Raw genomic sequence first — 24623 nt, forward strand, 5'->3', positions numbered from 1 at the left:
CGGCCGGTTCAACCGGCGAGGTGCGGGACCTCGACCTCGGGGTGGCGGCGCGGGCCGAGCTCGGCCAGCAGCATCGCGGCGAGCACGATCACACAGCCGATCGCCATCCGGGTGGTGAGCTCCTCGTCGCCGAACCCGATGCCGAAGATGGCTGCGAAGACGGGCTCCATCGTCATGATGATCGCCGCCCGGGTGGCGGGCAGGTGTGCCTGGGCCCAGGTCTGACCGACCATGCCGAGCAGGCCGGCGACGAGCGCCAGGTAGATCAGCGCCGTCCAGTCGTGCTGGTTCGAGGGCAGCGTGATCCCGTCGAACGAGGCACAGATCAGGCAGAAGATGCCGACCATCACCAGCTGCACCGCCGAGGCACCGATCGCGTGCTCGGGCTTGCTCCACATCCCGAGGCCGATGATGTGCAACGCGTAGAGCACCGCCGAGATCACGGTCAGGCCCTCGCCGAGCCCGATGGCGAAACCGTTGAGCGAGAGCAGGGCGAGACCGACGGTCGCGAGGGCGACGGCCACCCAGGTCACACTGCCGATCCAGGTGCGGAACATCGCCCACATCAGGACCGGGGTGAGGACGACGTACAGGCCCGTCAGGAAGCCCGAGACCGTGGCCGAGGTGTGCTGCAGGCCGACCGTCTGCACGATCTGGGCGATGCCGTAGAGCAGGCCCAGGCCGGCGGCCTGCCAGAACAGGTGGCGGGGGAGTCGGGTGACCGAGCGCGGGGCGATCAGGCAGAGCACGATCCCGGCGATCATGAACCGGACGCCGAGGTAGTCCGCCACCGGGACGCGGGTGACCAGGTCCTTGGTCAGCGGGAACGTCGAACCCCAGCTCGCCGTGACCAGGAGGAGGGCGAGGGTGGGGAGGAGTGCTCCGCGCTTCACGCGCCAGCCGTCGCGGTGGTCGCCTCGACCTCGGCGCGGAGGGTCTTGAGGACGTCGAAGTCCGGGGTGTCGCCCTCGGCCGAGCCGGGGGTCTCGAGGATGAAGGGCACGCCCTCGGTCGCCGGGTGGGCGAAGAGCTCGCGGAACGCGCCCAGCCCGATGTGGCCGATGCCTATCTGCTCGTGCCGGTCGAGGTTGGCGCCGCGGACGTCCTTGGAGTCGTTGGCGTGGATCAGGCGGAGCCGGTCCTGGCCGCCGATCTCGACCAGGCGGTCCAGGGTGCGGGTGGTGCCGCCGACCTCGTCGAGCGGGTCGCCGGCGGCAAAGACGTGGCAGGTGTCGAGGCAGACGCCCGCCTTGGGGTGGAAGTCGAGCGCGCCGAGGTAGGTCTCCAGGTCATCGACCACGCCGCACAGCGAGCGGCCCTGCCCGGCGGTCGGCTCGAGCAGGAGGTACGGCGCCTCGTCGGTGTCGAGCGTGTCGAGCAGCGGCAGCAGGGCTTCGCGGACCTGCCCCATCGCGGCGGCGAACTTCTCGGCCGCCTCGTCGGCGCTGGTCGCGGAGGCGACAAAGGAACCGGTGTGCATCACGACGCCCTCGGCACCGATCTCCGCTGCGCGCTTGAGGTTGTGCGCCATCGAGGCGACGCTCTTCTCGTACGTCGCCGGGGTCGGCGAGCCCAGGTTGACCAGGTACGGCGCGTGCACGAAGGCCCGCATCTGCCGGCGCTCGAGCTCAGCGCGGAACGCCTTGTCCTCGGCAGGCTTGCCGGCGCTCAGCGCCCAGCCACGCGGGTTGCCGACGAAGATCTGGATGGTCTCGCAGCCGAACTCGTCGGCGTTGGCGAGCGCCCCGGCGACGAGCCCCTTGCCGACCTTGACGTGGGTTCCGATGGGACGGGATTCAGTACTGCTGATCGACACGAGAGCCAGGGTAGGGGGAGCGGGCGCGCGCTGCAGAATCGCCTCCTTCGGCTCCGGTTGTCCCCAGATCCACCCACGGCTCTTGACCTCCGTTTGCGGCCCGGAGTACACTCGGCGCATCGGCTTTATCACATCGCCGAACTCGGGAGACAGCATGAACCAGCTCATCGACACCCTCGTCGACGAACTGCGTGCCCTCGAAACCCAGAAGGCCGGCATCGAAGCCCGCCAGGCGCATCTCGCGCTCGAGCTCGACCGACAGGTGCGTGCCCGCGCCACAGATCGTGGGGAGCCGCCAGCACGCCAGGGTCGGGGAGCCGCCGAGATCATCGCCGCCGCACGCCGGATCACACCGACCCAAGGCCGGGTCGTGTTGGCTGCGGCGAAGCGGGTGCAGTCCCTGCCCCAGGTCAGTGACCTGTGGGAGACCGGGGAGCTCAACGAGTACCGCGTCCTCACGATCCTGCGCGAAGCAGCCGACCTCGACCCCGACGACGTCGCCGAGCTCGACACCCGAATCGCAGCCAAGCCCGACCTCGGGGAGCTCGCACCGAAGAAGATCGCCCACGCCACCCGTGCCATCGCGACGGAGCTTGACGGCGCCACCGTCGAAGCCCGCCGCGCCCACGCCATCGAAGACCGCCACACCTCATGCCGACCCACCGACCGCGGAGACGGGATGGGCTGGCTCCACGCGCTCCTGCCCATCGAACAGCTCTACGCCGTCAAAGGCGCCCTCGACGCCGCCGCCGACACCGCCGTCGCAGCCGGGGTCGCGACCAGCCGCGGCCAAGTCCGAGCCGACACCCTCATCGCGCGGGTCACCGGCTCCGATGCGTTGGGTCTCGACACCCCCAAGCACGGTGTCCGGCTCAACCTGATCATGACCGACACCGCCCTCCTCGGCGGATCCAAGGCAGGCGCCGAACCTGCCTGGCTGGCCGGGATGGGGCCCATCCCCGCCCACCTAGCGAAGGAACTCCTGCTGCAGGCGAGCGCGGCCGGGATGGCGACAACGCTCCGTCGGCTCTACACCGACCCCGCCACCGGACAGCTGGTCGCGATGGAATCCAAAGCCCGCCGCTTCCCACCTGCCCTGGCTGAGTTCATCAAGCTCCGCGACCAGCTCTGCCGGACGCCCCACTGCGGCGCCTCGATCGCCCACATCGACCACACCGACGAATGGGGGAGCGGCGGCGCAACGTCGGCAAGCAACGGCCGCGGCACCTGCCGCCAGTGCAACTGGGCCAAACAGAACCCCGACCTCGATCCCGAGCCCGGCAGCCCACCGCCCTTGCATCCACCTCGAGAGACGATCAGATTCGTCCCCATCGAGATCTATCGGAGTGCAGCGAAGCTCGAGATCGCCGACGACTACGTCACTGCGGCGTAGTTCGACTGCGTCTACTTCCAGTAGTAGTACCAGTTGCCGGCGTAGTTCTCGTCGAAGTTCTCCTTGCTGTCGAGCGGTACGAAGGTCGTCCTGCGCTCGAGGTAGCCGAACTCGTCTCGTGGGGCCACGAGGTCGCGGTACTCGTCGTCCAGGCGGGCGAGAACCGGTTGCGCCTGGTGGGATGCGACCTGCGCCTCGGTGTGGAGGAAGACGACCGGCGCGCCGAAGGCTCGTGACACCTCCCAGAACTGATCCCCGAATGCCCGCCTCGCGATCTCGGAGATGTCAGCTGTGGGCACGCTCAGATGCGCGTCTTCGATCGCAGCCGGTTCAAAAGCGGAGAAGCAGACGAAGAGATCATCCCCATCACGAGCTCCCGTGATGCTGCGGAGCATGCGTGACCGCGCCTTCTCGCTGACGAGCGCGAAGAAGTCGGCGGCAATTGCTGCCTGCTTGACGGGATCGAATGAGTAGGGGGACGACTCGAACTCCCTGAAGTCGCGGGTGCGTTCGAACACGACGTTCAGCCTCGGCCGTACTGCGCCGGTGGTGCCGGCGCGAGGAATCGCGTCGACGCTGATCCACAGGGGTCGCACCCCGAACCGACTCTCGATGCGGTCGGCAAGGGGTACTAGGGGCGCTGAGATGCTGATCTGGCCACGCTTCGCCTTCCTCGCCAATTGGTAGGTGTGGTCGCCACGCATCACGCGGGTCATCGAACCACGAGTCGGCCGTGCTGAGGGTGTGAGGTCGGAGGCAGCGCGCGATATTTCAGGTGCTGGATGCTCGCACTCGGGTTAGCCTCGCTGTCTCGCCTCGCCCCTGAGGCGGACGGGCTCCGCAGGTTCATCCTGTGCTGCGACCGTGATCCGTAAACAGTGGTACGACCACATCGGCAGGGGCTGCCTCGATGGCCGGTCGCGAGGCCGGCCATCGAGATCCCCGGCGCACTCAGCGCGCCGACTGCGCCGCCAGCAGGTCGGCGAACGTGACGCTGGCCCCGGAGATCTGCGTCCGTGCCTCGTCGTGGCTGATCGTCGGACTGCCGTCGCCGCTCTGCGGGCCGTAGTCACCGAAGAACGCGTGCACGCCGCCTTCGACGACGGTGAACTGGCTACCCTCCGGGAGGTTCTCCTTGGAGTCCTCGATCTTCTCCGGAGTGGCCAGCCCGTCGTTGGATCCGGAGATGCTCAGCACGCTCGCCGTCAGGCTTCCGCTGATGTCGTCGGCGGGATACGCCGCGTAGAGCAGCAGTCCGCGGACCGCCGACTCCGCGTCAGAGTCATGGTCGTCCGCCTCCATCGCCGCCGCCACGCCGCCGAGGCTGTGCCCGCCGACGATCCACGAGGTGATCGACGGGTAGTCGTCCTGCGCGGAGCCGAACGCGCCGAGGGAGAGGAACGCGATCGAGAGTGGTTGCTTGACGATCACGACCTGGTAACCGGCTTCGGCCAGCGGACGCAGGACGGCGGCGTACGCCCGCGCTTCGACCTTGGCCCCCGGCTGGAACAGCACGCCGGTCTTCGAGACCGTCCCGGTGGGCTTGAGGACGATCCGGGTGAGGGACTCCTCGACCTGGACGCGGGCGTCGGACGTCATGGCGCTGATCGCCGGCTCCTCAGCGCAGTAGGGACGCAGCCAGGCCACCGCCAGGAGCCACACCACCGACCCGACGACCAGCAGGACGGATCCGAACCGGCGCCATCCCGTGACCCACGGCCGCCGCGTGCGGTGGCGCCACAGGGCGAAGGCGCACCCGAGCACCGTCAGCAGCAGGAGGACGGCGTACGCCGGGTGGCCATGGACGACGGCGGGGAACGCGGTCGTCAGGGCCCAGACGACGATCGCGAGGCCGAGTCCGGCAACGGCGCGGAAGAACCAGGTCATGGTGCCGGAGCCTAGGGCCATCGAGATCTGCGATCGTCTCGGTCTCAGCAGGAAGGAATGCTCTCCCCAGCTGGATCCACCACTTCCCGCTCTCCTAGTGGCTTCACGAGGAGGAAGCGAACGGATGCTGCGTGGGCCTCCATGGTGTGCGTGCCACCCTCCGACTCCTCCCAGTGACCGAGCATGACCGTGTCGTCGGTCTCGGCGACGGTGAACCTCGAACGGTGGGTCGCGTTTCCGTGTGGAGCGTCGAACGTGATGACGTTCCCACCCTCGAGCGTGTAGCAGTCGACCGGAATGCCGCGACCGTCTCGGGCGGCGAGCAGCCAGCCGGTCGAGGCGACCACGGTGGTCGCAGCGAGCACAGCGATCAGGATCGAACTCGTGCTGATGCGCCGACGAGGCTTCGAGGGGGCCGAGGGGTTCATGCAGGCAGTCTGGCGAACTTCTGAACGGCGGACCCGCAGATCCGTGCGCTTTCGGCGTTGCGATCAGGGGATGGCACGTAGGCCTCGCTGGCGTTGTCGGCTCTGCAGGCGGCACTGCGTTGGCGCTGGCAGGCGTGTGGGCGACGCACGTCGTGCGAGACGCGACGGGCTCCTACCTGGAGGCGAACCCCGGCTTCTACTCGAAGGTCGAGCCCGGTGCATCGATCGAGAAGTGCGCGGGCGCTGATCTCGTCTCGACGCCGCCGCAGGCTCGACGGGCTGGTGCCGGCAGACGGTCTCGTTGACCTGAGCGGTCACCGCGCAAGACGGCTCAGCATCTCCGTGCTCGCATCGCCGACGGTCGTCACCGTGGCACCACGCGGGACTTGCGATTGTCCGCCGGGGATGACGGCACCGATCTCTGGGACCGACGAGGTTCCTGCGAGGAACCACCAGGTGTAGCTCCCGTCGGACGTTGATGAGCTCGACTCACAGTGGATCGCAACCATGCGGATCCCTGAAGGCTCGTGGCGGCACACACGGAGGTAGTCCACCTCGTCCGACGGCAGCCAGAGGGTGGCCACCATTCCCGCTGCGAGGAGCACGCACACGGCAATCACGATCTTCATCGCCACCGGGACGGGTGCAGGGGAGTTCGAAGCGTGGCTACCCACGAGTCGCCTCGGCGACCGTCCTCCGGGGGCGCCTCAACCGGCGATTCAGGTGAGCTCCGGTCAGGTATCCGGGCAGGAGGAAGAGCCACCGAAGCGCCGGCACGAAGGCCACCGCGATCAGGAAAACGCCGAAGTAGGCGGTCGCGTACACGACGAGCCAGAAGATGAACCGCCCAGCGTTAGCCAGGCGCCGAGACGCCACGGCCGGTCAGACCAGCGACAGCGTGATCGTCGACCCCTTGGGCACCTTGGTCCCGGCGCCGGGGTCACTGGAGGCGACGTACCCGAGACCGAGGTAGACCGAGGCCTGCTTGGTCTTGACCTTGAACCCGAGCGCCTCGAGCTTCTCGGTGGCGGCGTCGATGCCGTTGCCTCGGACCTGGGGCACCGCGATCAGCTCGGGGCCCTTGGAGACCAGCAGGGTGACGGTGTCGCCCTTGTACAACGTGCCGGCGTCGGGGCTCTGCGAGATCACGCGTCCAGCGGGGACGGTGTCGTCGTAGACCTTCTCCTGGTCGACTTTCAGGCCGGACTTCGTCAGGGCCGCATCAGCGGTGGAGGCCTTCTTGCCGGTCCAGTCGGCGACCTTGATCGGCTGGCGGCCCTTGCTCACCACGACATCGACGTTGCTGCCGGGGCGGAGCTCGGTGCCGGCCTTGGGCACGGTCCGGATCACCTGGTCCTTGGGCACCGTCTCCGACCAGGCCTCGATGGACTTGCCGAAGCTCATCCCGAGCTCGTCGATCGCGCCCTGGGCGCCGTCGAGCGACTGCCCGGACAGGTCGGGCAGCGCGTAGACCTCCGGCCCCTTCGACAGGAAGATCGTCACCTCGCTGCCGTCGATCGCGCGACCGCCGCCGGACGGGTCGGTCCCCATCACGAGACCGGCCTTGACCGTGTCGGACCACTCCGGCTCGCCGACCGCGACATCGAGGCCGACGGCGTCGAGCTTCGCGGTCGCGGCGGCCTGGTCGAGCCCGATCACTCCGGGGACGGTGGTGTAGCGGGCGAAGCCGAACCACCAGGCGCCAGCACCGATGGCGGCGATCAGGAGCACGGCGAGGAACACCCAGAACGGCCCACGGCGACGACGCTTCCGCGCCGGCGGCAGCCCGGAGACGTCGGACAGGTCGGACAGGTCGGTCGTCCGCGTCGGCTGTTGCCGGGACCTGATCGCGGTGGCCTCGGCCTCCATCAGGTGCTGAATCGCGGTCGGCTCGGGCTCACCCGGCTCGGGGTCGATGGTGCGGGTCGGGATCGCCAGGTCCGCGGTCAGGTCCACGTCCTCGGCGACACCGTGCCGCAGCGCCTGCATCACCCGCTGGACCTGACGCAGCATGACGCCGGCATCGGTGGGCCGCAGCAGGGGGTCACGAGCCGTGGCGCGCTGCACCAGCGCGTCGACGTACGGCGGCAGCGACGGCACCACCGCGGACGGTGCCGGCACGTCCTCGTGCACGTGCTTGTAGGCGACCTGGATCGGCGACTCGCCCGCGTGCGGCTTCGCGCCGGTGAGCAGCTCGTAGAGCATCACGCCGGCGGAGTAGACGTCGCTGCGCTGGTCGGCCCGGCCGTGCATCACGATCTCGGGCGCGACGTAGGAGACGGTGCCGATCAGGACACCGGTCGAGGTGTGCTGGGTCTGCGCAGTCACAGCCCGCGCCAGACCGAAGTCGGCGACCTTGATCCTGCTGGTGCCGGGCGCCGCGTCCCGCGCGATCAGCACGTTCTCGGGCTTGATGTCGCGGTGCACCAGGCCGGCCCGGTGCGCGGCGGCGAGCGCGGCCAGCACCGGCTCGAGCACGTTCAGCGCCTGCTCGGGCGCCATCGGCACCCCGGGGCGCATCTGGTCTCGCAGCGTGCTGCCCCGGACCAGCTCCATCACCAGGTAGAGCACGCCGTCGGGGGACTCGGCCGGACCTTGGTCGAAGACCTTCACCACGTTGGGGTGGTCCAGCCGGGCTGCTGCTCGCGCCTCACCGACGAAGCGGGCGGCGTAGGCCTGGTCGTCACCCATCCCGGGACGCATCACCTTGAGCGCGACGATCCGGTCGAGCCGGCGGTCGTGCGCCTCGTAGACCGTCGCCATCCCGCCGCGCGCGATCCGCGCCGTGATCAGGTAGCGACCGTCGATGATCTCCCCGAGCATCGGGTCGTTCACCTCGGCGTGAGCCGCATCGCCCGACGACGTACGGGCGTGTGCATCAACGCCCGTGACGTACTTGTCGCGCGACATGAGACCTCCTGATACCCGCGGGGAAGGGACGGGTCATGCCATCGTACGGAGCCTGGCCGTGCTCGCCACTTCCGACGCGCCCGTCCCGCGGCCGTAGGATCGTCCCCATGAGTGAGGACGCGCCGCTGCTGGCCGATTACGACCTGGCCACGCTGGTCGAGGACTGGCTCGACTGGAGCGAGGTCGCCGAGGCCCTCGGGGTCACCGTGGGCAAGGTCCGCACCATGGTGCGCGAGCACCAGCTCGCCCAGGCCGTCCCCACCCCGGGCGTCAAGGGCGCCGGTCAGCGGATCCCTGCGCTCTTCCTGGACGGCCACGAGATCGTCAAGGGTCTTCCGGGTCTGCTCACCGTGCTGCACGACGGCGGGTACGACGACCGCGAGTGCATCGCGTGGCTCTTCCTCGACGCCAACCTCCCGGGCCGCCCGATCGACGCCCTGCAGGAGAACCGCGGCTCCGAGGCCAAGCGTCGCGCGCAGTCGATGGCGTTCTGAGTCACACCTGACGCTGGGTCGCGGCGTCGGCCAGTCCGACCAGGACCTCCTGCGCGCCCGCGTCCAGACCTGAGCCGGCCAGGCTGCTCAGGCCGCTCGCGGTGAGCTCGGTGATCGCGGTCTCGGTGGCCGCGAGCGCCCCGCTGGACTCGATGATCCGGCGCAGCCGGTCGACCTGCTCGGCCTCGAGTTCGGTGCCGAGCGAGGAGTCGAGCAGCTCGGCGTCGGCCGCCTCGGCGAGGTCGAGCGCGTGCGCGACCAGCACCGTCCGCTTGCCCTCGACCAGGTCGTCGCCGGCCGGCTTCCCGGTCGTGCTCGGGTCGCCGAACACGCCGAGGACGTCGTCGCGCAGCTGGAACGCCTCCCCGATCGGCAGCCCGAACGAGGTCAGCGCCCCCAGCTGGTCGGCGCTCGCACCGGCGAGCGCGGCCCCCAGGTGCAGTGGACGCTCGACGGAGTACTTCGCCGACTTGAACCGCAGCACCGTCATCGCGGTCCGGACGTCGGCCGCGGCCCGGGCCTGGACCGACACGTCGAGGAACTGGCCCGCGATCACCTCGGTGCGACACACGTCGAGCACCTCGAGGCCGGGCCCGAGCACCTCCCAGCCGAAGCCCGAGGTGCGCAGCATCTCGTCGGCCCAGGCGAGCAGCAGGTCGCCGAGCAGGATCGCGCCGGCCGCGCCGTACGTCGTCGAGGGACCGTTCCAGCCGGCGCGGGCGTGCTCGCGCTCGAAGAACCGGTGGCTCGACGGCTCACCGCGACGCGTGTCGGAGCCGTCCATGTAGTCGTCGTGCACGAGTGCCGAGGCGTGCAGGATCTCCAGGGCCGCACAGGCACGGACCAGCTCGGCGCTCGGTTCCAGGGCCGCGTCCACGCCGGCGACGGCGCCGTACCCCCAGAGGCAGAAGGCGGCACGGAACCGCTTGCCGCCGCTGACGCTCACCCGGGCGCGGTCGACCAGGAGCGCGGCGTCGGCCCCGAGCGGAGCCAGGACCTGGGCCTGACGATCGAGGAACGAGTCGAGCTCGCTCTGGACCTGTCCACGGAATGTCACGTCGTCCCAGCGGGTCACCCGGCAACCCTAGGATGGGCGCATGTCTCAGGCGAGTGCGGCCCCCATCGGCCAGCTGATCCGCACGGGCGGACCGTCCTTCTCGTTCGAGTTCTTCCCGCCCAAGGACGAGGCCGGCGAGGCCCAGCTCTGGGCCGCGATCGAGGCCCTCGAGCCCTACCGCCCGACCTTCGTCTCCGTGACGCGGACGGGTGTGGGGGAGCAGGGCACCGTCCGGGTCACCGAGCGGATCGCTCGTGAGACCTCGATGGTTCCGCTGGCCCACGTGACGTGCGTCGGGCTGTCCACCGCTGAGATCGATGCGCTGCTCGACCAGTACGCCGCCGCGGGCGTAGCCAACGTGCTGGCGCTGCGCGGAGATCCGGCCGAGGGCCCGCGCGCAGCGTGGGTCTCGACGTCGGGCGGATTCACCTATGCCCAGGAGCTCGTCGAGCGAGTCCAGCGCCGCGGTGGCTTCGACATCGGCGTGGCCGCCTTCCCCGAGGGCCACCCGTCGGCCGCGTCCCTGGACGCCGACGCCGACGTCCTCGTCGCCAAGGCACGGGCCGGTGCGACGTTCGCGGTGACCCAGATGTTCTTCCGGGCCGCCGACTACTTCGGGCTGGTCGAGCGGGTCCGCGCTCGTGGCGTCGAGATCCCGATCCTGCCCGGCATCATGCCGATCCTGAACCTGGCCGCGATCCGTCGCCAGGGCGAGCTGATCGGCACCTCGGTGCCGGCCGACATCGTCGCCCGGCTGGAAGCGCTCGCCGAGGACAAGGCGGCGGTGCGGGCCGAGGGCATCGCGATCGCGGCCGAGCTCTGCGAGGAGCTGCTCGCCGGCGGCGCACCGGGCCTGCACTTCTACACGCTCAACCGCAGCACCGCGACGCTCGAGATCTTCGACCGGCTCAACGTCCGGGCCTGAGTCAGGCCTCGCCGATCGCGGCGGCCACCAGCGCCGCTGAGAGCCCGACGAACGGCAGCCCGTCGCCGGAGATGCTCGCCGCCCCGGCGGCGTACACGTTCGAGAACGGGGTGCGCGGTCCGATCCGGTGCTGGACCGTCGACCGCCCGCGCCACGCCACGCCGTTGGGGGAGCCGTGCCACTGCGCCACCAGGGCCGCGGGGGAGCGACGGTGCTGGCTCAGGATCTGCTCGGGCTTCAGCTTGATCTTGTGCCGCCACAGCGCCAGGTCGATGTCCTCGAGCAGCTGACCGCGGACGAGCACGGTCCAGGCCGTCGTCCCCTCCGGGCCGCGACCGGCCGGGCGGACGATCATCATCGGGTCGCCGTGCAGCACCACGTCGTGGGTGAGCTCGGGCACGTCACCGGTCAGGCCGAGGTGGATCACGGTGGCCGGTATCGCGGGCAGGGTGGCCGTCGTCAACGGAGCCAGGGAACCAAGCCCGCGCGGGTCGATGGCGACCACCACGTGGTCGGCGTCGACGTCGCCCGTCGCGGTCCGGACGGCGACCGCCCGGTCGCCCTGCAGGACCAGGTCGAGGACCGGTTCGGCGACGTGGGTGACCTTGCGGGTCTCGAGCCTGCGGACCAGGACCTCGCGCAGCGCCGCCATCCCGCCCACGGGGCGCCAGGCGCCGAACCGCTGCTCCAGGTAGGCCGACTGCCCGGCCCAGGCCGGCATGTCGCGGGGGAGGTGCCCTGCGAGGAGGAAGGGGGTGGCCGCGACCTCGCGCAGCTTCTTGTCCCGGAAGTCGCGCCGCAACCGTCCTTGGAAGGACTCGCGCCGACGCAGCAGCTTCACCAGGTCCTGCGGAAGGATGCTCGACCGGGTCTCGAAGAGGTGGCGCCGGGTGAGCTCCCACGTCTCCCCGTACGGCGCCACGTGATCGACCCACGGCTGGCCGAGCGACTCCAGCTGGGCCGCCCGTGACCCACCGGGCACTTGGTGCACCGTGCCGTCGCGCCAGCGGTGCTCACGGACGATGTCGACCGGCTCGAGATCGAGCTCACGCTCCAGCGGTCGCCCGGACTTGCGGGCCAGGTCGCGGATCACGGCCGGCAGCAGCGTCACCGACTGCAAGTCCCAGGAGAACCCGTCGGCCTCGAAGGGGACCAGGGCGCCGCCCAGGTCCGGTGAGACCACCACGACCTCGTGCCCCTGCTTGGCCAGCCGAGCGGCGCTCGCCATGCCACCCAGACCTCCGCCGACCACCACGACCCGTGCCACGGCGGCGACTCTAGCGAGTGCGCCGGTAGGATGGCCGCGCCATGACCGAGGTGACCGCACACGACCAGACCGACTTCGCCGACGACGAGCGTCCCTGGACCCTCAACCTCGCGATCCGGCTGATCGTCGTGATGATCATCGCCGGGGCGTTCACCCTGGTGCTGCTGATCATCCGCCACGACGACCTGATCACCGTCTGGGCCCAGGGCAACCCCGCGGTCCGGGAGATCCTCGAGACCCGGGGTCTGCAGGCGGTCAAGGACGGCTCCATCCCGCCGCCGCGGTTCATCCCCGTCGGGATCACCGAGTTCATCGTGCTCGCGGGCCTGACCGGCATCCTGGCCGTCTTCCTTCGCAACGGTTTCGAGTGGGCGCGGATCGGGATCACCCTGCTGCTCTTCTTCGCCGCCGTGGCCGGCATCGCCGGTTTCCGGGTGGGTCAGCCGGGCGTGTTCACCGTCTGTGCCGTCGGCATGCTGGTGCTGGCGATCGCGCTGATGGTGCCGCTGTGGCACCCGCTGACGACCGCCTACATCCACCCGCGCGAACCCGATCCGCTCGAGCGGTAGCAGGCGAGCTCGCAGAAATGTCGGTGGGTCGGCCCAGACTCCGATCCATGACCGCTGACGCTTCGAAGACCGGCTTCCTCCCGGCGACGACCCACGTCTACCTGGCCCGCTCCGCGGACTCGTTGGCGGAGGCGCTCGACGCCTCCGACCCGGCCCGCCGGTTCTCCGCCGCCCACGTCGCCGCGCTCCGGGCGGCTGCGGCCTGGCTCGCCGCCCGGGCCAAGCCCACGCCGGGCTCGCGCCGCCAGCGCAACGCCTGGGTGCTGCTCGCCGACACGTCGGAGGAGATGGCGTCCTGGGCGAGCTACTTCGCCTCGGGGGCTGCGCAGCGTGCGGCCGCCGAGGCCGGTGCCACCGGTGCCGTCAGCGAGCACGAGGCGATCACCCTCCTCGAAGCCGCCGATCGATTCCTGGCGGTCGTCGAGGAGTCCCTCGGCGTGGTCGCGCACCCGCCGCTGGACCTCTCCACCGGCGCGCGCATCCGAGACGCCGGCTGACCCCGACCCGTCCCCGCAGGCCCGCTAGGCTGCCAGACATGTCGGCCAGCCGGACCCGTGCCAGCGTTGTGTGGGAGACCCTCGAGCCCCTGCTGGGAGCAGCGCCGCGGGACGTGCTCGACATCGGCGGCGGGACCGGAGGCTTCGCCGTCCGGATCGCCGAGGCCGGTCACCGGGTGACCGTGGTCGACCCCAGTCCCGATGCGCTCTCCGCCCTGGACCGGCGCGCCCGCGAGATCGGTGTCACGGTCACCGCCCACCAGGGCGACCTCAGCGACCTGGCCCGCCTCGGACTCGGGCCGGCGAGCGTGGACGTGGTGCTCTGCCACGGCGTGCTCGAGGTGGTCAGCGACCCGGCCGTCGCCCTGGCCTCGCTGGCCGAGGTGCTCCGCCCCGACGGGATCCTCAGCCTGGTCGTCGCCCAGCGGTACGCCGCCGTGGTGGCCCGTGCGATGGCCGGCCACCTCGACGACGCCCTCGCCCTGCTCGACTCGGCCGGCCCCCAGGGACGGGTGGGTCGCCGCTTCACCGCCGAGGAGGTCACCGACCTGGTCCTCGCTGCCGGGTTCGAGCTCACCTCCCTGCACGGCGTCCGGGTCTTCGCCGACCTGGTTCCGGGGTCGCTCCAGGACGCCGACCACCACGCCACGCTGGCGCTGCTCGAGCTGGAACGCGCCGTCGCGGCGCGGCCGGAGTTCCTCGCGCTGGCGACCCAGCTCCACCTGATGGCTACTCCGGTCGGGCTCGATGTCCCGGTTCAGGGCTGATTTTCTGCCGCTCCCTACCGTGGGGCGGGTGTGCCTGCCTACACTGGAGAACACGTTGGTTTCGGTGGTGGGAGGAACAGGTGCCACTCTCTGAAGAGGAGTTGCGACTGCTCGAGCAGATGGAGCGCGCCCTCCTGCAGGAGGATCCGAAGTTCGCCTCGACGTTGAGGGGCACGAACCTTCGTCGATCCGCTCGTCGTCGCGCCATCATCGCCGGGGTCGCCTTCGTCGCGGGCATCGCTCTGCTGATGACGGGCGTCATCACCCAGCTCCCGTTCGTGAGCGTGCTGGGCTTCGTCGTGATGCTCGGTGCAGGCACGATCGGTCTCAGCGTCCTGCGCGCCCGACCGAACCTGCCGGCCGCAACGCCCGAGCAGCCCGAGGGCTTCACCCTCATCCAGGGCGGCAAGTCCTCGCACCGGGTCTTCGGTCGCACGAAGCAGCAGCGCACCGGCACGTTCATGCAGCGCATGGAGATGCGCTGGGAGCGTCGTCGCCGCGACTGGTGACCGGCCTCCGGCCGTCAGCTGATCAGCGCCGGATCCGCAGGGAAGCCGGCCACCACCGCGCCCGCCGACGGGTGCGCGGTCCCGCCGACTCCCACAACGCCGAGGTGACCGCATCCAGGTCCTGCCGTGCCCCGTCCCGGGTCGCCTCCAGGGTGGCCGTGCCCGAGGGCCGGGCGTAGCGCTCCACCTCGACCGCGGTGCGCAGTCGGGTCAACGAGTCACCGACCCCCGGCGAGCCCGCAGCCGATGGGGGCAGCGAGTCGGCCTGGCGCCGTACCGAGGCGTGATCTGGCCAGGCCACGTCGAGATCGACCGCCGTGTCCCGCAGCTCCTGCCACAGGTCCTCCGGACCGGCGAGCCGCAGCCGGCCGCGACGTCGCCACGACCGGACCGCCCACGGCAGCACGGCGCCGAGCAGGAGCAGCAGGACGACGCCGACGGTGATCCAGGCCACCCGTCCGATTGAGGAGCTCCCCGACGACTGCGACGTCCCGTCCTGATCGGCAGGACGCGGCGAGGGGCCCTGCGGTTGGGCCGACGAGGACGCGCTCGGCGCCTCGGTCGGCTCGGCCGCGGGCACCTCGGTGACGTTGCGGGTGTAGTTGGGCACGGTGGCGGCGCGAACGCTCGGGGTCGGTTCGAACCGGACCCACCCGGCACCCTGGAAGTACAGCTCCGGCCAGGCGTGCAGGTCGTGCGCGGAGTAGACCCAGGTGTCGGTCGCGGTGCCGGTGTCGGTCAGCTTGTCCGGCTTGAGGAACCCGACCACGACCCGGGACGGGATGTTCAGGGCGCGGGCCATCGCCGCCATCGCCGAGGCGAACTGCTGGCAGAAGCCCCGACGGTTGCCCACCGTCAGGAACTCCTCGAGCGCGTCGGTGCCGTCGCCGAGCGACACCGAGGTGTCGTAGGTGAAGCCGCCGTTGGTCCGGAACCAGGACTGCAGGGCGACCGCCCGACCGAACGGGGAGGAGGCGTCGGCGGTGATGGCACGCGCCAGCTTCCGCACGCTCTGCGGGAACGACTTCGGCAGCTCGCTGTAACGGACCCCGACGAGCGCGGACGGGGAGAGCGACTCCAGCCGAGCCTCGCGCAGGTCGAGATCGACGGCCTCCATCTCCCAGCGCTGACCCTGCACCGTCAACCCGCCGTCGGCGGCGAGGAAGTCCATCGTGCTGGTGTCGTAGCGCCAGTCGCCGCGGGCCTCGATCGAGCTGATCGGTGCCGCCGTCGGCAGCCACCGCGCGTCGAAGCCGCGCAGACCCGTGACGACGTAGTGGTACGTCGTGCGGGGGATCTCCTGGCTCACGCCCTGCAGCGGCGGGAGGGTGTCGCCCGGCCGGTTCGTCGACGGCACCGTCCGGGTGCCCGGGGTCCACTGCAGGTCCTGGAACGTGGTCAGCACGGTGAGCCGGAGGTAGCTCGGGTCGGGGTCGTCGGTCTGGAGCGAGAGCAGGGTGGTGTCCCGTCCCTGGACCAGCTGATTGCGCATGTCGACCATCGGGTTGGTCACCCGCAGGCCGTTCCCGCCGGTACCCTCGCCGCCCGTCAGGTCGATCACCTTGAGCTGGCCGACCGGCACCATCGAGGTCAGCACCACCGAGGCGGTGATGGCGCCCGCCGCCAGACCGGCGGCGCCGAGCCAGGCGCGCCGCAGGGCGTCACCCGCCCAGGTCTCGGTGGACTGGCCCCGGGGACCGCCGCCCGCGGGACCGGAGGCGAGCAGGAGAGCGCACCAGCCGGCGGCGGGCAGCGCGACCATCCAGGCGGTGGGGTCGACCGGGGCGTCGAAGAAGGTGGCGACCCAGATCGCGACCACGACCAGCCCGCCGAGTGCGGGGCGGCGCAGGCCGACCGCGACCAGGTCCATCACCACCGCCGCGGCCAGCACCCCGGCCAGCAGCACCGGCAGCACGTCCGCCGAGGGCACCGGGGGACGGTTGTGCAGGCTGACCTGGATCGCGTCGCCGACCCGGTCGAGGACCTGCGACGGGGGAGCGCCCCACGGCAGTGCGGTGCCGGCGACCAGCCACCACCCGGCCACCAGACCGAGCCCGACCTGAGCCACGACGGTCGTTGCCGCCTGCCACGGCCGCCAGGCCGGGCCCGAGGCGATCCGGCTCCCGGCGCCGACCAGCGCGACGACGAGGCCGATGACCGCGGCCCGCCACAGCCAGGCCAGGTCCTGCAGCGTCAGCACCGACCAGGCGCTGGCCGCCGTCACCGCGGTCCAGGCGCTGACGGCGCTGAGCAGCAGCGGCCACCAGATCTCGCTCCGCACCCGGGGACTCATCCGCGACCGCTTCCCAACCCGAGCCAGGCGGGGATGAGGCCCGCCGGTTCGGCCAGGTCCGTGGTCCGCCAACCGCCGTCGTGCAGGATCCCGGCGACCGAGGCGCGGTCGTCGACCACGATCGAGAGCGCGGTGTTGGAGCCGAGTCGGGCGCGGCGCAGCGCATCGAGCCCCTCGGAGGTCGCCCCACCGACGATCGCGAAGGTGACGGCCGTCGGCTCCGCGACCGCGGTCGGGTCGATCACCCGGGCCGGAGTGGGTTCGATCTCGGCGAACGCCTCGAGCAGGGCGTCGTTGACCTGGGTGCTCGCGACCAGGACGCCGGCGGCGGAGACCAGCCGCACGGTGAAGCCCTGCTCGAGCAGGTGGCAGGCGACCGACGCCGCAGCGCTGACCGCGAGCTCGAACGGGGAGTCGGGGCCGGTCCCGGTGTGGGCGCCGGTGCGGTTGTCGATCAGCACGGTGGCCCGGGCCTGCCAGGGCTGCTCCTCGCGACGGACCATCAGGTCACCGACCCGCGCGGTGCTGCGCCAGTGCACCCGGCGCAGGTCGTCACCGCGTCGGTACTCGCGCACGGTGACGTCCTCGGCGCTGCCGGAGGAGAAGCTGCGCGGTCGCTGCTCGCCCGAGGCGGCCGAGGCGCCGGCGATCGTGATCCGGGGGAGGCCGACCACCCGCGGGGTGACCAGGATCGGTGCGGTCGAACCGACGGTCGAGGTGCGCGCGACCAGGCCGAACGGGTCGGTCTGGCGCAGGGCGAGGGGGCCGAGCTCGAAGCGACCGCGGTGCGGCAGCGTCACCTGGTAGGTCAACGCGACGTGGTGGGAGCCGGGCACCATCCAGCTCGGGTTCTCCAGACCCAGTGCCTCCGGGAGCTCCTCGGAGCAGCGCAGCGTGGTCAGGCCGGAGAGCTCGCTGGCGGTCACGCCCAGCTCGACGGCCAGCACCGTCCCGATCGGCACCACCGGGCTCGCCAGCGACCGGCTGACCGCGGTGACCGGGGTGGTCGGCCGGGTCCGCATGGCGAGGAACGCGAGCAGGACGAGCGCCAGACCCATGGTCGCCGCGGCGAGCAGCAGCGCCTGACCGGTGGCGAGGGCGGTGACCAGGCAGGTCGCCGCGCCGGCGGTGATGCCGGTGCCACGCGGGCTCAGCCGACGCCGGTCAGCCATGGTCAGGTCCGGGGGACCGTCGTCGAGCCGATGATCCGGCCGAGAGCCTGTTCCGGCGTCCGGCCCGCCAGCGAGGACTGCACGGTCGGGACGAGGCGGTGCGCGAGCACGCTGGTGGCGAGGTTCGCGATGTCGTCGGGGATGACGTAGTCGCGACCGGCCAACGCGGCCCGCGCCTTCGAGGCCCGGACCAGGTGGAGCGTCGCCCGGGGGGATGCTCCGAGAGCGAGGTCGGGGTGGGTCCGGGTCCCGGACGTGATCAGGACGGCGTACCGCTGGACGGCGTCGGAGACGTGCACCTCGGAGACTCCGGTGATCGCGGCCCGGATCTCCTCGACCGTGGTGACGGGCACCAGGGAGTCGAGCGGATTGTTCGCCGCGTGCCGGGTCAGCATCGCCAGCTCGGCCTCGACGGCGGGATAGCCGATCGAGACCCGGGCCATGAAGCGGTCGCGCTGGGCCTCGGGGAGGGGATAGGTCCCGTCCATCTCCACCGGGTTCTGGGTGGCGATCACGATGAACGGCGACTCCAGGACATAGGTGTGCGAGTCGACGGTGACCTGGCGCTCCTCGAGGCACTCGAGCAGGGCGGACTGGGTCTTGGGCGAGGCCCGGTTGATCTCGTCGCCGATCACGACGTGCGCGAAGACACCCCCGGGGCGGAACTCGAACTCGCGGGTCTCCTGGTTGAAGACCGACACCCCGGTGATGTCCGACGGCAGCAGGTCGGGCGTGAACTGGATCCGACGCGCCGTCCCCCCGATGGAACGGGCCAGTGCCTTGGCCAGCTGGGTCTTGCCCACCCCGGGCACGTCCTGCAGCAGCAGGTGCCCCTCGGCCAGCAGGACGACCAGGGCGGTCTCGACCACCTCGGGCTTGCCCTCGATGACCTGGGTGATGTTGCTCCGCAGTCGCTGGGCGATGGCCGCGATGTCGACGCGGGACTCCACATCCGTCACGTGTCGAAACCTACCCGGAAGGCGGTCGTGGCCGCGGCAAGTCCGGTCCAGCCTGCCGAAGTCGAGGTATGGGGGGAGAAAAAGGGTGCAAAGGGGGGAATGGTGGTTGACGGTGGAGGAAAGTGGGGTAGCGTGGGGCAAAGTGGAGGACGAGGCCACTGATGTGGAGGCAGGAGGTGCCCGGAGATGTTCTTCATGGGCACCTACACGCCGAAGCTCGATGACAAAGGACGCCTCTTCCTCCCAGCGAAGTTCAGGGAGCGACTGAGTGAAGGAGTCGTCGTGACGCAAGGCCAGGAGAACTGCCTGGTCGTGTGGCCCGAGGACGTCTTCATGGCCGAGGCGCAGCGCGCGCAGCAGACCCCGATGACCAATCGGGGGGCACGCGATTACGCCCGTGTCCTGTTCGGCGGAGCCGAGCAGGGGACGCCGGACAAGCAGGGTCGGATCGGTCTCTCCCCGTTGTTGCGGGCCTACGCAGGCCTCGACAAGGACGTGGTCGTCATCGGCGTCATGGACCGGGTCGAGATCTGGGATCCGCAGAAGTGGCACGAGTACAACTCGGCGGCGCAGGCGAAGTTCGCCGAGCTGGACGAGAACCCGAACACCTAACGCAACTGAACAGCGGCTCCGTAGGACGAGGTCTCAGACCCGCTCCCTTGCCAGCTGGGGTCACTTCCCCGGTTCCAGGTGGCACTTCCCCGGGAGCGGGCATGAGTCCCCGCTTTATGGAGCCGCACCGCATTTTCTGAGCACCACCACGAGCAGTAACCGTCACGGATGAGGGTCGAGATGAGCGCAGGGTCGAGCGCCGCGGGGGAGAACCCCCGCCACGTTCCCGTCCTCCTCGACCGCTGCGTGGAGCTCCTCGCGCCCGCCCTCCAGGCGCCGGGATCGGTGATGGTCGACTGCACCCTCGGCCTCGGCGGTCACACCGAGGCCGTCCTGCAGCGTCTCCCCGAGGCCCGCGTGATCGGGATCGACCGCGACCTCAACGCGCTCGGCATGTCCCGGAACCGGCTGGCACCCTTCGGTGACCGGTTCACCGGCGTGCACGCCGTCTACGACGAGATCGCCGACGTGGTCGCCGACCAGGGCCTCGACCACGTCGACGCGGTGCTCTTCGACCTCGGCGTCTCGAGCATGCAGCTCGACCTGCGCGAGCGCGGCTTCATGTACGCCGACGACGCACCGCTCGACATGCGGATGGACGACACCGCCGGCCTGACGGCCGCGGAGATCCTCAACACCTACGACGTCCCCGAGCTGACCCGCGTGCTGCGCGAGTACGGCGAGGAGAAGTTCGCCCGCCAGATCGCCCGCGCGATCGTCGCCCGCCGGGAGACCACCCCGTGGACGACGAGCGGACCGTTGGTGGAGCTCCTCTACGACGTGATCCCCGCTCCGGCCCGCCGGACCGGGGGGCACCCCGGCAAGCGGACCTTCCAAGCGTTGCGGATGGAGGTCAACGACGAGCTCGCCGTGCTCCGTCGGGCGATGCCGGCCGCGCTGGAGGTCATCGGCGTCGGCGGTCGGGTCGTCGTCGAGTCGTACCACTCCCTCGAGGACCGGCTGGTCAAGCAGTCCTTCACGAAGGTGACCAAGCTCGACGTCCCGCCGGACCTGCCCTTCGTCCCGCCGGGGATGGAGCCCGAGTACCGCCTCGTCACCCGGGGCGCCGAGCAGGCCGACGAGGCCGAGAGCGCTCACAACCCCCGAGCCGCCTCGGTCCGCCTCCGAGCCGTTGAACGTCTTCCCCGATCCGAGATGAGCCCCACCCGATGAGGACTGCCCGATGAGCAACGTCGCTCCTTCGACCCGTCGTCGCGCCTGGCTGGAGCCGGAGCTCCTCGAACGTGCCCGGCTGCAGGTGGTCCCGCGCCGCCGTGTCCGCTCCTCCGAGCTGCCGTTCGTGCTGCTGGTCAGCGCGATCCTGGTCGGTGGCGTCGTCGCGCTGCTGATGTTCAACACCTCGATGCAGGCCGCCTCGTTTACCGAGTCCCGCCTTGAGAAGCAGGCCACCACCCTCGACGCCCGGGAGCAGACCCTGCAGATGCAGCTCGAGTCGTTGCGTGACCCGCAGCAGGTCGCCGAGGCGGCGCGTCACCTGGGCATGGTGATCCCGTCCAACGTCGCGATGCTCCAGCTCGGCAGCGGTGCCGTCTCCGGTGTGACCGCACCCGCCGACGGGGCGTACACCCCGCCGCTGTGGGTGAAGGTCCGCAAGCCGTCCTTCCGCTGACGACACGCGGTCGAGCAACCGGGCAGAGCGATGGACGTCCACCAGACTGTGCGAGTGGGTCAGGGCAAGGTCAAGCGAGGGTCGCAGCGCGGGGCACCCCAGGTCCGTCTGCGGATCGGGTTCCTGGTGATCGCGATGATCGTCTCCTTCTTCGCCGCCCGGCTGATCCAGCTCCAGGGCATCGACCCGCACGCGTACGCCGCCGCGGCCCGTGAGGCCGACCTGGTGCCGATCGTGCTGCCCGCCGAACGCGGCGACATCCTGGACCGCAACGGCGAGCCGCTGGCCGACTCGGTCGACGGCCTGATGGTGATCGCCGACCCCAAGCTGACCCGGGCCCAGGCCCCCCAGCTGGCCAAGTTCCTCTCCAACAAGCTCGACGTCGACTACTTCGACGCGCTGAAGGCGCTGCGGGGCAAGGGTGAGGGCGACGACATCTCCCGGTTCGCCTACGTCGCGCGCCGGATCCCCGCCACGGTCGCGACCAAGGCGGTCGAGCAGGCCGACCAGCTCGGGTTCAAGGGACTGAGCACCCAGCGCGACCCGATCCGGGACTACCCGGGCGGCGACCTCGCGGCCAACATCGTCGGGTTCGTCGGCACCGACGAGTCCCTCGGCGGCCTCGAGCGCTCCTTCGACCACGTACTCGCAGGCAAGGACGGCTCGGAGACCTACGAGATGGCCGGCGGTGTCCGCGTCCCGCTGGGGGAGTCCTCCACCGTCAAGGCCGTCAACGGGCAGAACATCACCACCACCATCGACCGCGACGTGCAGTGGTACGCCGACAAGGCGCTGGCCGAGGCGGTGGCCAGCTCCGGTGCCGAGTCCGGCGTTGCGATCGCGCAGGACACCCGCACCGGGGAGATCCTCGCGCTCTCGGACTACCCGACCTTCGACGCCAACAACCCGACGGCCTTCCCGAAGGCGGACCTCGGCGCCCGCTCGCTCTCCGACGTCTACGAACCCGGGTCGGTGCAGAAGGTGCTCACCCTCTCCGCCCTGATCGACGCCGGCAAGGTGACCAACCGGACCAAGCTGACCGTGCCGAACACCTTGGCCCGTCAGGACCGCGTGATCCACGACTGGTTCGACCACCCGACGAAGAAGTGGACGCTGGCCGGCGTCATCGCCCAGTCCTCCAACATCGGCACCGTGCTCGCCGCCGACCACTTCGAGCCCGGCCAACTGCGCAACTACCTGGTCCAGTTCGGTCTCGGCGTCCGCACCGGCATCGGCGTCTCCGGGGAGTCCCCGGGGATCCTGCCCAGCACCACGCAGTGGAACTCCCAGATCGAGGACCGGATCGACTTCGGTCAGTCCCTCTCGGTCAACGCCCTCCAGATGGCCGCGGCGGTCAACACGGTCGCCAACGGGGGCGTCCGGGTCTCACCGAGCCTGATCAAGGGCTCGGTCACCAACGACGACGGCCAGGCCGTGGGCACCGACCACACGACGTCCCAGCGGGTGGTCAGCGCCGAGGCCGCCACCCAGATGATGCAGATGATGGAACGTGTCGTGGACCCGAAGACGGGGACCGCACCCAAGGCTCAGGTGCCCGGCTACCGGGTGGCGGGCAAGACCGGGACCGCGCAGCGCGCCAACCCGAAGTGCAAGTGCTACGACGGCAGCCTGACGGTCTCCTTCGCCGGGTTCGCCCCGGCCGACGACCCCCGGTTCACCGTGTACGTCGCCGTCCAGGACCCGAAGTCCAACCAGGGCGGTGGCTCCAACGCCGGCCCGGTGTTCTCCCGGATCATGAGCTTCCTGCTGCGCAAGTACGGCGTCCCCCCGACCGAGACCACGCCCTCCCACCTGCCGGTGGAATGGGGCAAGGGCGCGCTCCGGTACTAGCCTGCGTCAATGGTTCCCGTCGATCGCGCCGCCGTCGCCGCGACTCGCCCGCAACGCCCGGGCCAGACCCGGATCGGTGACCTCCTCGCCCCCGAGATCCGTCTCGTCGGCGACCCGGACGTCCGGGTCTCCGGGGTCTCGCTCAGCTCCCAGCGGCTCCTGCCCGGCGACCTCTACGCGGCGTTGCCCGGCCAGCGGGTGCACGGGATCGACTTCGTCGTCGACGCCCTCGACGCGGGCGCCGTCGCGATCCTGACCGACGAGGTCGGCGCGGGTCGGATCCGGCCCGGGTCCCCGCACCTGGCCGGCACCCCGGTCCTGGTCACCGACGATCCGCGGGCCCTCCTGGGCGGGCTCAGCGCGCAGATCTACGGCCGGCCCGCCGAGGCGCTGACCATGATCGGTGTCACCGGCACCCAGGGGAAGACCACCACCACCCGGTTGCTCGAGGCGGGCCTGCAGTCCGGCGGGATCACCGCCGGGGTGATCGGGACCGTCGGCACCCGGATCGCCGGCCGGGACGTCAAGACCAGCCTCACCACGCCCGAGGCCCCCGACCTGCAGGCGATCTTCGCGCAGATGCGGGAGAAGAAGGTCAAGGCGTGCGCGATGGAGGTCTCGAGCCACGCGCTCGTCCTCGGCCGGGTCGACGGCGTCCGGTTCGACGTCGCGGTCTTCCTCAACCTCGGCCGCGACCACCTCGACTTCCACCACGACCTGGCCGAGTACTACGCCGCCAAGGCGTCGCTGTTCACCCCCGAGCGGGCCCGTCGCGGACTGGTCAACATCGACGACGAGCACGGCCGTCGGCTCGCCGCCGAGGCCCGGATCCCGATCGTCACCATGTCCACCCACGGCGAGGCCGACTGGGAGGCCCACGACGTCGTGCTCGGACCCGACGGCTCCACGTTCACCGTGCTCGGACCCGACGGACGCCGGTTCGAGGCGCGCAGCCCGTTGGCCGGTGACTTCAACGTCGCCAACTCCCTCGCCGCGATCGCCGCGGCCGCCGAGGCGGGGCTGGACGAGCGCCGCGTGGCCACCGGGATCGGCGCCACCTCCGGCGTCCCGGGGCGGCTGGAGCGGATCGCCGTCGGCCAGGACTTCACCGTCGTCGTCGACTACGCCCACAAGCCGGACGCGGTCGAGGCCGCCGTACGCACCCTGCGACCGCTCACCTCGGGCCGTGTGATCGTCGTCCTCGGCGCCGGCGGCGACCGGGACCAGGGCAAGCGCCCCGTGATGGGGGAGCTGGCCGGTCGACTCGCCGACCTGGTCGTCGTCACCGACGACAACCCGCGCACCGAGGACCCGGCCACGATCCGTGCCGCCGTCATCGCCGGCGCCCGGCGGGGGAGTGCCGAGGTCCTCGAGATCGGTGACCGGCGCGCCGCGATCACCACCGCGGTCGAGGCCGCCCGGACCGGCGACATCGTCCTGATCGCCGGCAAGGGACACGAGACCGGTCAGGAGATCGCCGGTGAGGTGCACCCCTTCGACGACCGCGACGTCGCCCGGCAGACGCTGCGCGAGATGCTCGCGGCGCGCGTCGGCACGTCGGATGGGGACCTGAGCGCTCCGGCCTGA

General features: G+C 70.9%; 24 protein-coding genes. 12 read left to right on the forward strand and 12 right to left on the reverse strand.

What is annotated here, in order from left to right:
- Positions 1-8: 8 nt before the first annotated feature.
- Entirely contained in the window at positions 9-893 is an 885-nt protein-coding gene (locus ACZ5J1_RS04550) for a DMT family transporter (protein WP_464562943.1), read from the reverse strand.
- Positions 890-1816, reverse strand: a complete 927-nt coding sequence (locus ACZ5J1_RS04555) for a deoxyribonuclease IV (RefSeq protein ID WP_464562945.1) — start codon at positions 1814-1816, stop codon at positions 890-892. Before ACZ5J1_RS04555 ends, ACZ5J1_RS04550 begins: the two co-directional genes overlap by 4 nt.
- A gap of 154 nt (positions 1817-1970) precedes the next feature.
- Here ACZ5J1_RS04555 and ACZ5J1_RS04560 point away from each other — a divergent pair, with 154 nt between their 5' ends.
- Entirely contained in the window at positions 1971-3209 is a 1239-nt protein-coding gene (locus ACZ5J1_RS04560; RefSeq protein WP_464562946.1) for an HNH endonuclease, read from the forward strand.
- A gap of 11 nt (positions 3210-3220) precedes the next feature.
- Here ACZ5J1_RS04560 and ACZ5J1_RS04565 read toward each other — a convergent pair whose 3' ends face one another.
- The 5 genes from ACZ5J1_RS04565 to pknB form a co-directional block, all read right to left on the reverse strand.
- On the reverse strand, positions 3221-3925 hold the full coding sequence (locus tag ACZ5J1_RS04565) for a hypothetical protein (RefSeq protein WP_464562948.1): 705 nt from the start codon (positions 3923-3925) through the stop codon (positions 3221-3223).
- Between the two features lie 235 nt (positions 3926-4160).
- Complete coding sequence (locus ACZ5J1_RS04570; protein WP_464562949.1) at positions 4161-5096, reverse strand: alpha/beta hydrolase; 936 nt, start codon at positions 5094-5096, stop codon at positions 4161-4163.
- Between the two features lie 44 nt (positions 5097-5140).
- Entirely contained in the window at positions 5141-5443 is a 303-nt protein-coding gene (locus ACZ5J1_RS04575) for a hypothetical protein (protein WP_464562951.1), read from the reverse strand.
- A gap of 395 nt (positions 5444-5838) precedes the next feature.
- Entirely contained in the window at positions 5839-6159 is a 321-nt protein-coding gene (locus ACZ5J1_RS04580; protein WP_464562953.1) for a hypothetical protein, read from the reverse strand.
- Between the two features lie 247 nt (positions 6160-6406).
- Positions 6407-8434: a Stk1 family PASTA domain-containing Ser/Thr kinase gene (gene pknB / locus ACZ5J1_RS04585; RefSeq protein ID WP_464562954.1), complete on the reverse strand. Its 2028-nt coding sequence runs from the start codon at positions 8432-8434 to the stop codon at positions 6407-6409.
- 107 nt (positions 8435-8541) lie between these two features.
- Here pknB and ACZ5J1_RS04590 point away from each other — a divergent pair, with 107 nt between their 5' ends.
- Positions 8542-8928, forward strand: a complete 387-nt coding sequence (locus ACZ5J1_RS04590; protein WP_464562956.1) for an Rv2175c family DNA-binding protein — start codon at positions 8542-8544, stop codon at positions 8926-8928.
- Between the two features lies 1 nt (position 8929).
- Here ACZ5J1_RS04590 and ACZ5J1_RS04595 read toward each other — a convergent pair whose 3' ends face one another.
- Positions 8930-10003 (reverse strand): polyprenyl synthetase family protein, encoded by a 1074-nt coding sequence (locus tag ACZ5J1_RS04595; RefSeq protein WP_464562958.1) that lies wholly within the window; start codon positions 10001-10003, stop codon positions 8930-8932.
- Positions 10004-10025: 22 nt separating this feature from the next.
- Here ACZ5J1_RS04595 and metF point away from each other — a divergent pair, with 22 nt between their 5' ends.
- On the forward strand, positions 10026-10910 hold the full coding sequence (gene metF / locus ACZ5J1_RS04600; RefSeq protein ID WP_464562960.1) for a methylenetetrahydrofolate reductase [NAD(P)H]: 885 nt from the start codon (positions 10026-10028) through the stop codon (positions 10908-10910).
- A gap of 1 nt (position 10911) precedes the next feature.
- Here metF and ACZ5J1_RS04605 read toward each other — a convergent pair whose 3' ends face one another.
- Complete coding sequence (locus ACZ5J1_RS04605; protein ID WP_464562962.1) at positions 10912-12177, reverse strand: phytoene desaturase family protein; 1266 nt, start codon at positions 12175-12177, stop codon at positions 10912-10914.
- 41 nt (positions 12178-12218) lie between these two features.
- Here ACZ5J1_RS04605 and ACZ5J1_RS04610 point away from each other — a divergent pair, with 41 nt between their 5' ends.
- The 4 genes from ACZ5J1_RS04610 (at position 12219) to ACZ5J1_RS04625 (ending at position 14519) form a co-directional block, all read left to right on the forward strand.
- A complete protein-coding gene (locus tag ACZ5J1_RS04610; RefSeq protein ID WP_464562964.1) occupies positions 12219-12746 on the forward strand; it encodes a hypothetical protein in 528 nt (175 codons plus the stop codon).
- Positions 12747-12793: 47 nt separating this feature from the next.
- Positions 12794-13243, forward strand: a complete 450-nt coding sequence (locus ACZ5J1_RS04615; RefSeq protein ID WP_464562966.1) for an SAV_6107 family HEPN domain-containing protein — start codon at positions 12794-12796, stop codon at positions 13241-13243.
- Between the two features lie 38 nt (positions 13244-13281).
- Positions 13282-14010, forward strand: a complete 729-nt coding sequence (locus ACZ5J1_RS04620) for a methyltransferase domain-containing protein (protein WP_464562968.1) — start codon at positions 13282-13284, stop codon at positions 14008-14010.
- Between the two features lie 80 nt (positions 14011-14090).
- Complete coding sequence (locus ACZ5J1_RS04625) at positions 14091-14519, forward strand: DUF3040 domain-containing protein (protein WP_464562970.1); 429 nt, start codon at positions 14091-14093, stop codon at positions 14517-14519.
- 22 nt (positions 14520-14541) lie between these two features.
- On the opposite strand, the gene ACZ5J1_RS04630 is transcribed toward ACZ5J1_RS04625, so the two are convergent.
- From ACZ5J1_RS04630 to ACZ5J1_RS04640, 3 genes are read right to left on the reverse strand one after another with little or no spacing between them, the layout of a single operon-like run.
- On the reverse strand, positions 14542-16800 hold the full coding sequence (locus tag ACZ5J1_RS04630) for a transglutaminase TgpA family protein (RefSeq protein WP_464562972.1): 2259 nt from the start codon (positions 16798-16800) through the stop codon (positions 14542-14544).
- Between the two features lie 8 nt (positions 16801-16808).
- Positions 16809-17984, reverse strand: a complete 1176-nt coding sequence (locus ACZ5J1_RS04635) for a DUF58 domain-containing protein (protein ID WP_464562974.1) — start codon at positions 17982-17984, stop codon at positions 16809-16811.
- Positions 17985-17986: 2 nt separating this feature from the next.
- Positions 17987-18943, reverse strand: coding sequence for an AAA family ATPase (locus ACZ5J1_RS04640; protein WP_464562976.1), 957 nt, complete (start codon positions 18941-18943; stop codon positions 17987-17989).
- A gap of 195 nt (positions 18944-19138) precedes the next feature.
- Here ACZ5J1_RS04640 and mraZ point away from each other — a divergent pair, with 195 nt between their 5' ends.
- The 5 genes from mraZ to ACZ5J1_RS04665 all read left to right on the forward strand — a co-directional run bounded on the left by mraZ (position 19139) and on the right by ACZ5J1_RS04665 (position 24623).
- Positions 19139-19555, forward strand: coding sequence for a division/cell wall cluster transcriptional repressor MraZ (mraZ, locus tag ACZ5J1_RS04645; RefSeq protein ID WP_464564705.1), 417 nt, complete (start codon positions 19139-19141; stop codon positions 19553-19555).
- A 180-nt stretch (positions 19556-19735) separates the two neighbouring features.
- Complete coding sequence (rsmH, locus tag ACZ5J1_RS04650; protein ID WP_464562977.1) at positions 19736-20728, forward strand: 16S rRNA (cytosine(1402)-N(4))-methyltransferase RsmH; 993 nt, start codon at positions 19736-19738, stop codon at positions 20726-20728.
- Positions 20729-20738: 10 nt separating this feature from the next.
- Positions 20739-21185 carry a cell division protein FtsL gene (gene ftsL / locus ACZ5J1_RS04655; protein WP_464562979.1) on the forward strand — a complete coding sequence of 149 codons (447 nt, stop codon included), beginning with the start codon at positions 20739-20741 and terminating at the stop codon, positions 21183-21185.
- Between the two features lie 54 nt (positions 21186-21239).
- The gene (locus ACZ5J1_RS04660) at positions 21240-23036 is read left to right on the forward strand and encodes a peptidoglycan D,D-transpeptidase FtsI family protein (RefSeq protein WP_464562981.1); all 1797 of its coding nucleotides are present in this window, start codon (positions 21240-21242) and stop codon (positions 23034-23036) included.
- Positions 23037-23045: 9 nt separating this feature from the next.
- Positions 23046-24623 carry a UDP-N-acetylmuramoyl-L-alanyl-D-glutamate--2,6-diaminopimelate ligase gene (locus ACZ5J1_RS04665; RefSeq protein WP_464562983.1) on the forward strand — a complete coding sequence of 526 codons (1578 nt, stop codon included), beginning with the start codon at positions 23046-23048 and terminating at the stop codon, positions 24621-24623.

This window comes from Nocardioides sp. JCM 18999, assembly GCF_055391175.1.

What these genes read in the sequence shown, in the direction of transcription:
- ACZ5J1_RS04560 (WP_464562946.1), top strand. Translation starts at nt 1,971, where the DNA reads ATGAACCAGCTCATCGACACCCTCGTCGACGAACTGCGTGCCCTCGAA.
- ACZ5J1_RS04565 (WP_464562948.1), bottom strand. Translation starts at nt 3,925, where the DNA reads ATGACCCGCGTGATGCGTGGCGACCACACCTACCAATTGGCGAGGAAG.
- ACZ5J1_RS04570 (WP_464562949.1), bottom strand. Translation starts at nt 5,096, where the DNA reads ATGACCTGGTTCTTCCGCGCCGTTGCCGGACTCGGCCTCGCGATCGTC.
- pknB (WP_464562954.1), bottom strand. Translation starts at nt 8,434, where the DNA reads ATGTCGCGCGACAAGTACGTCACGGGCGTTGATGCACACGCCCGTACG.
- ACZ5J1_RS04590 (WP_464562956.1), top strand. Translation starts at nt 8,542, where the DNA reads ATGAGTGAGGACGCGCCGCTGCTGGCCGATTACGACCTGGCCACGCTG.
- metF (WP_464562960.1), top strand. Translation starts at nt 10,026, where the DNA reads ATGTCTCAGGCGAGTGCGGCCCCCATCGGCCAGCTGATCCGCACGGGC.
- ACZ5J1_RS04610 (WP_464562964.1), top strand. Translation starts at nt 12,219, where the DNA reads ATGACCGAGGTGACCGCACACGACCAGACCGACTTCGCCGACGACGAG.
- ACZ5J1_RS04615 (WP_464562966.1), top strand. Translation starts at nt 12,794, where the DNA reads ATGACCGCTGACGCTTCGAAGACCGGCTTCCTCCCGGCGACGACCCAC.
- ACZ5J1_RS04620 (WP_464562968.1), top strand. Translation starts at nt 13,282, where the DNA reads ATGTCGGCCAGCCGGACCCGTGCCAGCGTTGTGTGGGAGACCCTCGAG.
- ACZ5J1_RS04635 (WP_464562974.1), bottom strand. Translation starts at nt 17,984, where the DNA reads ATGGCTGACCGGCGTCGGCTGAGCCCGCGTGGCACCGGCATCACCGCC.
- mraZ (WP_464564705.1), top strand. Translation starts at nt 19,139, where the DNA reads ATGGGCACCTACACGCCGAAGCTCGATGACAAAGGACGCCTCTTCCTC.
- rsmH (WP_464562977.1), top strand. Translation starts at nt 19,736, where the DNA reads ATGAGCGCAGGGTCGAGCGCCGCGGGGGAGAACCCCCGCCACGTTCCC.
- ftsL (WP_464562979.1), top strand. Translation starts at nt 20,739, where the DNA reads ATGAGCAACGTCGCTCCTTCGACCCGTCGTCGCGCCTGGCTGGAGCCG.
- ACZ5J1_RS04665 (WP_464562983.1), top strand. Translation starts at nt 23,046, where the DNA reads ATGGTTCCCGTCGATCGCGCCGCCGTCGCCGCGACTCGCCCGCAACGC.